Origin of the sequence: Mastigocladopsis repens PCC 10914 (assembly GCF_000315565.1) — a bacterium.
Lineage (GTDB): Bacteria > Cyanobacteriota > Cyanobacteriia > Cyanobacteriales > Nostocaceae > Mastigocladopsis > Mastigocladopsis repens.
In genome coordinates this window covers 4,312,297-4,323,510 of sequence record NZ_JH992901.1, presented here as the reverse complement: position 1 = coordinate 4,323,510, position 11,214 = coordinate 4,312,297, and the positions used below count along the sequence as shown (strand labels likewise).

The window sequence follows — 11,214 nt, the reverse complement described above, 5'->3', positions numbered from 1 at the left end:
GTCAGCAAAGAGTGTGCAACGAAGTGCGATCGCTGAAAGCGGGGCTTTGCCCATCGCGTAGCGTGCCCAAAGGGCTTTGGCACAGAGTGCCCGCCAGAGGCGATGCTCCGAAAGGGCGATCGCTTTTGAGTCTTTTAACTTGGACTTTTATGACAGCGTATATGCCATCATAATAAGATGGCGATTAAAATTGTAGTTGATATCAGCGTTTTTATTAGTGCGCTTATTAGCTCTAAAGGCTCTAGTCGAGAACTCATTCGACGCTGCTTGAAAGGTGAATATCAGCCTTTGATGGGAAATGCTTTATTTTCTGAGTATGAGTCAGTCATTCAGCGCTCAGAAATTCTCGCCAAATGTCCTTTAACTAGTGAAGAAATCTCTGCTTTACTTGCATCACTGATGAGCGTAAGCCAATGGATTTCTATTTACTATTTATGGCGACCTAATTTAAAAGACGAAGCTGACAATCACTTAATTGAATTAGCAGTTGCGGGAAATGCTCATATTATTGCCACTCACAATATCAAAGATTTCCAAAACACTGAATTGTTATTTCCTAACTTATCAATACTAACACCAGAAGAAATTATTAGGAGTTAAACAAAAATGGCAACTTTAACTATTCGTTTACCAGATGATAAACATAACAGATTGAAAGAACTTGCTCAAGCCAAAGGCATAAGTGTCAATAAATTGATTGAAGAACTTTCTACCATAGCTCTAGCAGAATTTGATGCCTATACAAGATTTAAAGCAATGGCTGCAACTGGCAACCCAGAAGAAGGCTTAAGAATACTAACTAAACTTGATACTCTGACAGAATAGAGCTTGTAAAGAAATAATGTAAAACCTAACCGGAGGCGATGCTCCGGAGGAGCCGCCCAAGGGGCGATCGCCTAAATCAATCCCATCACTAGAAGCGATCGCCTTTACAAAAGTATGAATATCAAGGGTGCGATCGCCAAGTTTAAGAATATTTTTTCTTTACTTGCCTCTGCATAGATATACTCATAATATGAGTTAAAAGGGAACAGGGAACAGGAATTGTTTATAAATGATTTAGGATTGCTATAGTATCACCGAAACAAGGATGTTACGGGATGAGTGGTAAACGTTATCTACTGGATACAAATGTCATCGTTTCGTTATTACAAGGTTCCGGGGCGTTGGTTACATTATTGCAAAATGCCGAATGGGTAGGAATTTCCGTCATCAGTCAAATTGAATTTTTATAGATAAGTAGCACTGACTCAATCAAATCACCAATGCGTTATACAGTAAGGCTTTCACCAAAGCTAATAAAAATGTGCTGCTTTCATGAACCGTATTGATATATAGAGAGTCTAAAACAAACAGATGAAAGCGCTAGCCTCTTGTTTTGCATCTATTGTTGGCACAGAAAATAGTGTCTGTTGGGAAGATGTACCACTCAGTCAGCAAAAATCTATATTAGTGGCGATCGCTTCCCCAACTCCTCCCGGTTGTATTGTCTATCCTCACACCACCGAACAGCTAGCCCAAGTCATGACAGAAGCGCATCGCAATAATTGGCGCGTTTTACCGTGCGGTAGTGGCAGTAAACTGAACTGGGGTGGGTTAGTCAAAGACGTTGATATCGTAGTGAGTACAGAACGCCTCAACCGACTGATTGAACACGCCATAGGTGATTTGACGATTACAGTCGAAGCTGGAATGAAGTTTTCTGATCTCCAAGCAATTTTGGCGGACTCTAAGCAATTTCTCGCCCTTGACCCTATTACACAAGATACAGCAACAATTGGGGGTATTGTTACTACCGCTGACACAGGTTCCCTACGACAGCGTTACGGGAGTGTACGGGATCAACTGTTGGGTATTAGCTTTGTTCGTGCTGATGGACAAATCGCCAAAGCTGGGGGGCGAGTGGTGAAAAACGTTGCTGGATACGACTTGATGAAGTTGTTTACTGGGTCGTATGGTACACTAGGGGTTATAAGTCAAGTGACTTTTCGCGTTTATCCGTTACCTGAAGCATCGGGTACGGTAGTGCTGACTGGTATGGCTGAGGCTGTATCCCAAGCTGCTGATGCACTGCGAGGTTCTGCTTTAACACCAACCCAAGCTGATTTGCTATCAACTCAACTGGTATCTAATTTGGAGTTGGGTCAAGGATTGGGATTAATTGTTCGCTTCCAAAGTATTGCACAGAGTGTCAAAGAACAATCAAACCGACTTTTGGAAGTAGGGGCGAAACTCGGTTTGCAAGGGACGATATATTCAACAGTAGATGAAGTTGAGTTATGGCGCATATTGCGACAACAAATGCATTCTTCTCCCAACGACTCTGCAATAACTTGCAAAATAGGAGTACTACCAACTTCTGCTGTTGAGGTTTTGACTCAAGCGGAAGTGGGTTTGGTTCACATCGCTAGCGGTTTGGGGGTGTTGCGATTTGAGGGTGAAAATACAGTTGATAAGGTGTTGGGGACACGAAATCTCTGTCAAAGTCATGGTGGTTTCTTGACTATTTTGTCAGCACCAGTGAAGGTTAAGCAGCAGGTTGATGTGTGGGGCTACACTGGTAATGCTGTGCAGTTAATGCATCGGATAAAAGAACAGTTTGATAAGGAAAATATTTTAAGTCCTGGTCGTTTTGTAGGTGGAATTTAGTTTAACTAAACCACCTATACGCAAAGGACGCCAAGAGGGGGGAGAATAAGAAATAATATGCAAGTTTCAGAAAATTCAGATAGTAAGAAGGCTAGTTTGCAGGATTTGACTGGGTTTGATGCAAACCATCCGCCTGAGCCAAAGTTGATTGACACTTGTGTTCATTGTGGGTTTTGTCTCTCGACTTGTCCCAGTTACAGGGTTCTTGGCAAGGAGATGGATTCTCCGCGAGGGCGCATCTATCTAATGGATGCAATTAATGAGAGTGAGATTCCTCTAAATAAGGCAACTGCACAACATTTTGATAGTTGTTTGGGGTGTCTTGCTTGTGTGACGACTTGTCCTTCTGGTGTGCAGTATGACAAGTTGATTTCTGCGACTCGTCACCAAGTTGAACGCAATTATCCCCGCAGTTTGTCGGATACACTGCTTCGCAAACTGATATTTTCTTTGTTTCCCTATCCCAATCGTTTGAAAGTTTTGCTCGTTCCATTGTTTGTTTATCAAAAGTTGGGTTTGCAGAAACTTGTACGTACGACTGGGTTGCTGAAGCGGATATCTCCCCGCTTGGCTGCAATGGAAACAATTTTGCCAAAAATTACTTTAAAATCCTTTGAAGGTAATTTACCAGATGTGATTTCAGCGCAGGGTGAGAAACGTTACCGAGTTGGGGTGATTTTGGGATGTGTGCAAAGGCTATTTTTTTCTTCTATAAATGAAGCAACTGTGCGTGTTTTAACAGCAAATGGCTGTGAGGTTGTGATTCCTAAAACTCAAGGGTGTTGTGCGGCGCTTCCCGAACATCAAGGACAAACGGAACAAGCCAAAGCTTTAGCAAGGCAGATGATTGATAGTTTTGCAAATATTGATGTCGATTTCGTGATTATCAATGCTGCTGGTTGCGGTCATACGTTAAAAGAGTATGGTCACATTTTAGAGGATGACCCGGAATATCGGGAAAAAGCTAAAGAATTCGCCGCGAAAGTTAGAGATGTGCAAGAGTTTTTGGCGACTGTTGGTTTAACAGCAAAATTGTCACCTCTTAGTGATAAACCCTTGACTTTGGTTTATCAAGATGCATGCCATTTGTTGCACGGGCAAAAGATTAGTGTGCAACCGCGTCAGGTATTGCGGCAAATTCCTGGTGTGAAATTGCGCGAACCTATCGATGCGGCTATATGTTGTGGTAGTGCGGGGGTTTACAATATGCTGCAACCAGAGGTCGCTGAAGAATTGGGTAACCAAAAAGTGCAGAATTTGCTGAATACTGGTGCGGAGTTAATTGCTTCTGCTAACCCAGGTTGTACTTTGCAAATTAGCAAGCATTTGAGGTTGCAGGGTAAGAAAATTTCCATCATGCACCCGATGGAGTTGTTGGATTATTCAATTCGGGGTGTGAAGTTGGAATTGTAGACATTAGACTTTTTGCAAAAATCCTAATTTATTATTTGGAACCACAGATAAACACAGACCAATTATCTGTGGTTTCATTTACATGATATCTACTTTTTGTATTCACCTCAGTATCGCTATAATCCGCATCATGGTCAGACGCCTCCCATAATTTTTAACTGCTTTCGACTTTGAAAACATCCTCTAAATAATATATTGCTAGAAGAAACAGTCGAGGAAAGAATTGATAGGCTGAACGTGATTTGCAATTAGCTGAAGAATAGTTTGACTTGGAAGAGGATGCGTATCAAAAAGACTAAGAATCCTGACATCAGAAACAATGAAATAAGTATATTAACTTATCCAGATAAAGCTTGGTATAATTAAGAGCTAATGCCATTTTAGAAGCTGTTTATACAGACAACGTTAAATTTGTAAAGCGCGGCACAACTACTTAATATCGCGCTGTAAACTTGTGCCTTTGACTACTTAAGATGTACTTTATAAATTAGCTATGCTCTTAATTCTATATTCAGAAAATAATATCACAAAACTTACTCAACTGATCCAACCCGATTTTAAATTTGTATAGCTACAAAAAATTCTTACAATAATAAGTAAAGACCAGTACTCTGGTGATTGACTTTTCTAAAAAGCGGTTGCACAATATAACCACTCTAGCTTTTTTAAATTGTTATCAACGGTGTATCAATCTCGGTGTAAATTATTTGTGTGTGTTCCAAGTTAATAGTTAACATCCGTGTGCAACTATTAACTAATAAACATTTAACAACATCAACGGCTAAAATTAGCTCGCTAGAGGGATTACTTTGCCCAAAATGGCACCTTCCACACATCTTCATGAAGGATAGTATCTCTATGGCTCCAGTAGTGCATATCACGACTTCCACTTGGAGTTTGAGTAGCAACAGAACAAGAATCTATGCCTTTGGCAAAGTTTGCCAAAAGCAACTTGTGTAAAACAAAACTCAGTTATTACCTTTTCAACAAGCTAGAACTTTGATTCTTTTATCAAAAAGCAGTGTGACTTTGCCTACTTTGACTAAAAATAGGCAGGCATTGTTAGACGGTAAAACGCCCTTTCCATCAAAGTTTTGTGCTTAGTGTACATTATTGATATTCCACGACTAAAACCCCTTGCTGACTCATCAAGCATGGGTTTTTGTCAACATCGCTAACCGTACCCCTTGCTACTCACTCGCCAACACTTTATGAATATCATTGTTCGTTTGATTGGCACATTCGCTCTTTCGGTGTCTGCATATGCTGCTATGCCTGACTTTGCAATAGCGCAGCAGACTCCAACTGTTCCCCAGCCAGAAACAACGCAGCAGACTCCAACTGTTCCCCAGCCAGAAACAACGCAGCAGAAGATTTGCTCTTTCGATGCAGTCGAGAATTTACTCCCTTCACCGACAGGAGAGCAAAGCCTTTCTCCGCTTTCCTATCTAGCACAGCAAGGTTTTAGACAGAACCCGGACGGTTCCTGGGCTTGTTATGTCAGAGTTGAGCAAAAACAGGAGCGCTATTACACCCTTTTTAAAGTTCAACAAGTCAATGGAAAGCTCATAGCCAGTTCTTTCTTAAATAACGGTAGTCTCATTGAAGGACAAGATATTCGCAGCTTGGACTTGTTCATGATGCTTATTGAGAAGCATACGAAGACAAATCAAGGGAACCATCAGAGTATACGTAGGTATCTGGAATCTTTCATTGCTTTAGTTAAGCAAGGGAAAGTACCACCCTCTGGTCGTGGATATCTCTTCGACCAACCAAGCCGAGGGTTCATCTTGTACAACACTGCCACAGGAGGAGAACTCAAGGGTACAGCAATCACAATTAACATCAATTCGCCTCAGAACCTGGGTTCCTCCCCAGTTCCGTAAGCTCAATTCCCTACAGGCAAACTGGGTGCATTGTGGGATTTGGTGTTGCTTGCACTAAGACTGGAGCAGTACTTCAACAATGAGTGGAGTCCAACAGTAGACCTAGCTATCATAGATAAATCTTGATGCGACTTAGTCATTCACGGGGTTGTGGAAGCCACAGTCGGGGAGCTTGAGGCTTTGTCACCACTTCATACCATAGGCGCTCATAACTGTTAACCATATGTTCTACGGTAAAGTTACGCCGTGCTACCTCCCGACCGCATTGACCAAGACGGATACGCAGTGCTGCATCATCACGCAGACGGTGCAGTGCAGCAGTCAGTCCTTCTACATCGTCTTTATTTACCAATAACCCAGTTTCGCCATCGCTCACCGCTTCCGCAACGCTACCCACGCGGGTAGCAACCACAGGACAGGCGGCAAGCATTGCTTCAACTACCGCTAAAGGAAACCCCTCTGAACGGGAAGGCATAGCAAAGATGTCAAATTGTGGTATGTAGGCGCGGGGGTTATCCATCCATCCGGGAAACTCGACGCGATCGCTCACTCCCAACTCAGTTGCTAGCTTCTCCAGGGCTGTACGTTGTCCACCCTCACCCAGAATAACCACTCGCACTCCTTCAAGTTGAGCAATAGCCCGCAGCAGAAGATCGTGACCCTTCATGGCATCCAGTCTACCGATGCTACCAATCACTATCTGTCCATCAGTGCCTCTAGCACCCCTGTTCATAAACGGGGAAGGGATGGGGATGGAGTTCTGCTCTGTAATATCCGGTATACAGTTTGGTATAGAAATTACTGTGCCTCGACCTAGAGCGTAGAAATCCTCCATCCGCCTTGCACTTGGCTCACCAACGGCAACATGAGCATCAACTCGCAGCGACAGCGCCCTAGTACGCCACAACTTAACAGCGTCTGTAGTGCGTAATGGTAGCTGGTCAACGCGCACCACACGAGCATTAGGTAATGTCAGTGCAGCCAAAAGACCCGTTGCACACTCCCAAGGGGTGCAGATGTTGATATGTACCACATCAGGACGCAGGCGATGCAACGCCTGAAGGTGCGCCGTTAGGGACAGGATTCCCATCGCAGGTAATACCACCCGCGATGCTTGCAGTCTATGCTGTGCAATTGCATCTACTACCAGATGGCTAGTACCGACTATGGTAATGTCTATATCTTTAGACACATTAGTGACTAAATGTTGGAGGCTAATTTCCGCTCCTCCAATACCGGCAGAATCTGTATAGGCGACTACGCGCATCATCGGTCATAGGTAATGTAAAGTATTTACAACAAATCTACCGTAAGGAGATGTAGACCTAAAAGTCATCGCAAGTAGACTCTTGTTGCAGCCTTCTATAAGGAAAAGCATTTGTTATGGTTGATGTCTATATTATTGACCTATTTGTCATTGGTCTACTGCTGTTAATTGTTACCTTAGGTTCAGGCTGGATTTCGCGCTTACCTCTTTCCTTTGCTCTCATCTACCTAGTAGTTGGTATATTATTGGGTCCCTATGGCTTTGGGTTGGTTCACTTGCGCCGCGACGGAGTATTTAACGCCGAGGTCTTGGAAAGGGTAACAGAATTCGTGGTGATTGTATCTGTGTATAGCTGCGGCTTGAAAATCATTCGCCCGCTACAATTGGGCGCTTGGGATATAACGGTGCGGCTGATTGGTTTTTTGATGCCGATTTCAATTTTTGGGCTTGCTATTGTCGGCAAATTATTTTTAGGCATGGATTGGGGAGCAGCTATTTTATTAGGAGCAATTCTTGCACCTACTGACCCAGTATTAGCTTCAGAAGTTCAACTGACTGATACACACGACCAAGATGAATTACGCTTTGGTTTGACCTCAGAAGGCGGATTAAATGATGCTTTAGCTTTTCCCTTCGTGTATTTTGGCATTCATTCGTTAAAAGATAACAATTGGGACAACTGGTTTAAACAATGGGTTGCGGTTGATTTAATTTGGGCGATCGCTGCTGGGATAGTTATGGGGATTATCGTCGCCAAAGCTGTCGTTTGGATTGATAAAAAAATTCAAAAACGCCGTCGTGCTGATGAATTAATGGAAGATTTTGTTGCCATCAGCACAATTTTGCTAACTTATTCCTTGACAGAATTTGTGAATGGTTATGGATTTCTTGGAGTATTTGTTGCAGGTTTAGTTGTTCAGCGGAGTTATAAAAATCCAGAAAAGCCACTGGCACAATTGGAATTTATAGAGCGAATTGAAAAGCTTTTGGAAGTCGGGACAATTTTATTATTGGGTTCTATTTTATTATTTAAACCAATGGTGGAATATGCTTCCCAATCTTTTTTGGTAATAGTCTTGTTGTTCTTAATCATCCGACCTGGAGGAGCCTGGATTAGCACAATTGGTAAACGCCCTGTCAACCCGCGTCATCAGACATTTCATCCGGGAACTCGGTGGTTATTTGGTTGGTTTGGCATTCGTGGAGTTGGCTCTTTATATTATCTTGCCTATGCCTTTGGTAATGGTTTAAAAGGCGACCTTGGTGAGCAAATTGGCTGGATTACTTATAGCACTATTGTCGTTTCTGTGATTGTGCATGGAATTAGTTCAACGCCATTAATGAATTGGTATGAGCACAATCTTGCCGACAACAAAAATGCTTCTCCTCCAGCTACAATTGATGAATTTGAATGAAGTCATGAAGAGGATAAGGGGGATAAGGATGCAAAATGAACACTTCTTACTTCCTCATCTCCCTTATTTTCCTTTACTTACCTGTTACTTTCTCAATCAGGTCTTCAGCTTTTTCAATTAAATTCGGCTCTTGATTTTCTTTTTCGTAAGCCTTCACATTCCTTTCGTAAACCTTCTCCACACTTTGTGGGCTTTCAGAATCTTTTACGGCTTGTTCATAAGCCTCTTGTCTGTCTTCTGCACGAATACCAGCAGCTCGGTTATATTCGTAAGCACGATCAATCTTCTCTTCCGGTGTGAGTTTCTCGGTTGAAAATGCAGGTTTTTCAGTTGAAAATCCTACTGCATAGCTAGGCTGAACAAAAAAAAATAAACCCGAAAAGTTGATGAAAAACATTAACCCGATGACAACGATGCTTTGACGTAACGCTTTATTGAAACTAGCTAAAACGATTTGCATGATATACCCTCCTGAGTTTTCTGTTGTCAGCTTCTGTGAAGTAGATATAAATGCTTGTTTGCATTGTATAACTCACAGGAATCCTACGTGGTTAGGTACAACTTTGCCTTCTACCAGAGGGTACATTCAAAATTTAAAATTCCAAATTCAAAATATGGCACAAAGTACCATACTGCGCTATTTGAATTAGAACTAGCCCTTTCAAGATAGGTAAAAATTTTCCTCTGTATTCCTCCGAAGTTCAGAGCGGCGGCTTCCGCCGCTCTGACTTCTCTGTGCGCCGGTTAAATAAATGACTTTTGAACCGCAGAGGGCGCAGAGGAGGCAGAGAAAAAAGAGATTTTATGAGTCACCCCATCAGGGGCTGGAATTAGAACTTACGCATTGACAAGCAAGACAAAAAGTGCATGAGAATGGAGAAAAAAAACCAGCACTTAAAAGCAAAACAGCGCGGTAGTTAAAACTACTCGCGCCGCCTTTCCTCTTTGGTCTAAAGACACCAAGCTCCCAGGCATCCCCCGTTATTAAGGTGGAAGTTTCTTGATACTGAACCTCCAATTTTCTTCTTCAACCAGGATTAACTGCAACTAACTTATCTACCCAACCGTTGTTACTGAGAAACAAATCAATATACATCTCAGGTGGATTATCTTTACCCACAGTTTGGTGTGAATGAATCATATAGTGCCCGGTGAAAAACTCATAACTTTCTTTTGTCACTCTAGGCAGAAAAAATAGAAATAAGTAGGTCGGTGTAAATAATTAAAGGTATGTAGTAAGCGCTTTAGCGCTATACCAAAGTAGTGCCTACTACTTTGCTAGTTTCCAAGCTCTACTTTTCTTTACAGAGTTTGATTTTTTCAGATGATTATGCAAGGTATTCATGATGCTAATCATGGGAGAAAACCCAGTATAAAGTTGGGGAATCGGAAATACCTTAAGCCATCAATGTTTTTCTTTAATGCTATTTTTACAACCAATCGTGACTAATCTTAATACCTCGGCTTTGCATTATTTGCTCAAACAAATCTGTTGGTAGTGCTTCTTCAACAGGCGACACACCAGGTTTTTTCAGCTTGCGATCTAGTAACAGTTGGGCAATACTACCCGTGCCACAACCAGAAGCCACTGCGGTATTTTCATGGACTAAACTAGAGCAAAAGACTGCTTCTCTATCATCTTTAAGACCTGTAATTTCTGAGCGAACTGCTACCCCAATACCACTGAAGCGATTAGTTACATCGGTCATAAAATGGCTGACATGAGCCAAAAATTCAATAGCGCCTTTCTGTTGCATGAGTGGCTTAGGAAAAATATGAGCAGCTATCCAAGTCAAATGATTATAAAAATCGGGAACTGAACCAAATTTGGTAATGACTGTTTTCACAGAGGGAAAAGCATGAGGCAGTGTGAAGGTTTCTGGCATATCAAACCAGTAAACTCCGGTGCGTCCATACGGGGGTGGAAAGTCAATATTTTCGCGTTGGCTGTAAGGCTTTACCATCTGCCATTGACCATCTATCAAAGATTCAAAAGGTTTTTGCAACCCTAAAAAAGTTGTCCGCATGACGGTGACACCAGCCCCACCCGAACCAGACACCAAATAACTCAAATGAATCTTTTCCGGTGCGTCGAATTGCTCAACGCCCTGACGTACCATGCTGTTAGAAATACCGGGAAATATGCCAGTGTTAACAATCGCCGTGACACCGGCAGATACCGCTGCATCATTGTAGCCCAGAGCCTTACTAGTATAAGAACGGTGGTCACTGACATCGACGTAGTTGACGCCATGTTCAATACAGATTTTCAGAACATTGGCGTCTCGGTAGTGAAAAGGACCAGCGCAGTGAACCACCAAGTTGGCAGAGGCGATCGCCTTCCTCAATTTCTCCACGTCTGCCAAGTCCAACACCAAAAATTGCACTCGCGGATCACTCATTCCATGATCTGGGGTGCGTCCCGTGATTGTAACTTCTGCTTGTGTATGGGTGAGAAGGTCTTGGGCAACACTACTGCCGATCCGCCCCCGCCCTCCAAGAATCAAAACCCGCTCAGTCATGGCTCCAGCACTGACAACAGCATTTTTATTACATCAATTTTCAGTTATCCTTGTCATCGGTA

11 protein-coding genes are annotated in these 11,214 nt (G+C 42.5%); 8 read left to right on the top strand and 3 right to left on the bottom strand.

The genetic code is table 11. The annotated features are described in order from the left end of the window. The first annotated feature begins 11 nt into the window (after window positions 1-11). The 7 genes from MAS10914_RS34500 (at window position 12) to MAS10914_RS0121240 (ending at window position 5,948) form a co-directional block, all read left to right on the top strand. On the top strand, window positions 12-173 hold the full coding sequence (locus MAS10914_RS34500) for a hypothetical protein (protein WP_156818207.1): 162 nt from the start codon (window positions 12-14) through the stop codon (window positions 171-173). A gap of 4 nt (window positions 174-177) precedes the next feature. Continuing rightward, on the top strand, window positions 178-600 hold the full coding sequence (locus MAS10914_RS0121265; RefSeq protein ID WP_017317964.1) for a putative toxin-antitoxin system toxin component, PIN family: 423 nt from the start codon (window positions 178-180) through the stop codon (window positions 598-600). Between the two features lie 6 nt (window positions 601-606). Beyond that, a complete protein-coding gene (locus MAS10914_RS0121260; protein WP_017317963.1) occupies window positions 607-825 on the top strand; it encodes a toxin-antitoxin system HicB family antitoxin in 219 nt (72 codons plus the stop codon). Between the two features lie 275 nt (window positions 826-1,100). Further along, window positions 1,101-1,235, top strand: a complete 135-nt coding sequence (locus MAS10914_RS36290; RefSeq protein ID WP_017317962.1) for a PIN domain-containing protein — start codon at window positions 1,101-1,103, stop codon at window positions 1,233-1,235. 121 nt (window positions 1,236-1,356) lie between these two features. Continuing rightward, a complete protein-coding gene (locus MAS10914_RS0121250) occupies window positions 1,357-2,649 on the top strand; it encodes an FAD-binding oxidoreductase (RefSeq protein ID WP_017317961.1) in 1,293 nt (430 codons plus the stop codon). A 57-nt stretch (window positions 2,650-2,706) separates the two neighbouring features. Further along, window positions 2,707-4,062, top strand: coding sequence for a (Fe-S)-binding protein (locus MAS10914_RS0121245; protein WP_017317960.1), 1,356 nt, complete (start codon window positions 2,707-2,709; stop codon window positions 4,060-4,062). Between the two features lie 1,211 nt (window positions 4,063-5,273). After that, the gene (locus MAS10914_RS0121240) at window positions 5,274-5,948 is read left to right on the top strand and encodes a hypothetical protein (protein WP_017317959.1); all 675 of its coding nucleotides are present in this window, start codon (window positions 5,274-5,276) and stop codon (window positions 5,946-5,948) included. A gap of 136 nt (window positions 5,949-6,084) precedes the next feature. Here the strand turns inward: MAS10914_RS0121240 and MAS10914_RS0121235 are convergent, their stop codons facing one another. Beyond that, the gene (locus tag MAS10914_RS0121235; protein ID WP_017317958.1) at window positions 6,085-7,218 is read right to left on the bottom strand and encodes a glycosyltransferase; all 1,134 of its coding nucleotides are present in this window, start codon (window positions 7,216-7,218) and stop codon (window positions 6,085-6,087) included. A gap of 113 nt (window positions 7,219-7,331) precedes the next feature. On the opposite strand from MAS10914_RS0121235, the gene MAS10914_RS0121230 reads away from it, so the two are divergent. After that, window positions 7,332-8,630, top strand: coding sequence for a cation:proton antiporter (locus tag MAS10914_RS0121230; RefSeq protein ID WP_017317957.1), 1,299 nt, complete (start codon window positions 7,332-7,334; stop codon window positions 8,628-8,630). Window positions 8,631-8,703: 73 nt separating this feature from the next. Here the strand turns inward: MAS10914_RS0121230 and MAS10914_RS0121225 are convergent, their stop codons facing one another. Further along, window positions 8,704-9,090, bottom strand: coding sequence for a hypothetical protein (locus tag MAS10914_RS0121225; RefSeq protein WP_017317956.1), 387 nt, complete (start codon window positions 9,088-9,090; stop codon window positions 8,704-8,706). 970 nt (window positions 9,091-10,060) lie between these two features. Continuing rightward, window positions 10,061-11,152, bottom strand: a complete 1,092-nt coding sequence (locus MAS10914_RS0121215) for a saccharopine dehydrogenase family protein (RefSeq protein ID WP_017317954.1) — start codon at window positions 11,150-11,152, stop codon at window positions 10,061-10,063. Window positions 11,153-11,214: the final 62 nt, after the last annotated feature.

Bases quoted from the DNA above. Each gene is read 5' to 3' on its own strand.
- MAS10914_RS0121265 (WP_017317964.1), top strand. From the start codon at position 178: ATGGCGATTAAAATTGTAGTTGATATCAGCGTTTTTATTAGTGCGCTT.
- MAS10914_RS0121260 (WP_017317963.1), top strand. From the start codon at position 607: ATGGCAACTTTAACTATTCGTTTACCAGATGATAAACATAACAGATTG.
- MAS10914_RS36290 (WP_017317962.1), top strand. From the start codon at position 1,101: ATGAGTGGTAAACGTTATCTACTGGATACAAATGTCATCGTTTCGTTA.
- MAS10914_RS0121250 (WP_017317961.1), top strand. From the start codon at position 1,357: ATGAAAGCGCTAGCCTCTTGTTTTGCATCTATTGTTGGCACAGAAAAT.
- MAS10914_RS0121245 (WP_017317960.1), top strand. From the start codon at position 2,707: ATGCAAGTTTCAGAAAATTCAGATAGTAAGAAGGCTAGTTTGCAGGAT.
- MAS10914_RS0121240 (WP_017317959.1), top strand. From the start codon at position 5,274: ATGAATATCATTGTTCGTTTGATTGGCACATTCGCTCTTTCGGTGTCT.
- MAS10914_RS0121235 (WP_017317958.1), bottom strand. From the start codon at position 7,218: ATGATGCGCGTAGTCGCCTATACAGATTCTGCCGGTATTGGAGGAGCG.
- MAS10914_RS0121230 (WP_017317957.1), top strand. From the start codon at position 7,332: ATGGTTGATGTCTATATTATTGACCTATTTGTCATTGGTCTACTGCTG.
- MAS10914_RS0121225 (WP_017317956.1), bottom strand. From the start codon at position 9,090: ATGCAAATCGTTTTAGCTAGTTTCAATAAAGCGTTACGTCAAAGCATC.
- MAS10914_RS0121215 (WP_017317954.1), bottom strand. From the start codon at position 11,152: ATGACTGAGCGGGTTTTGATTCTTGGAGGGCGGGGGCGGATCGGCAGT.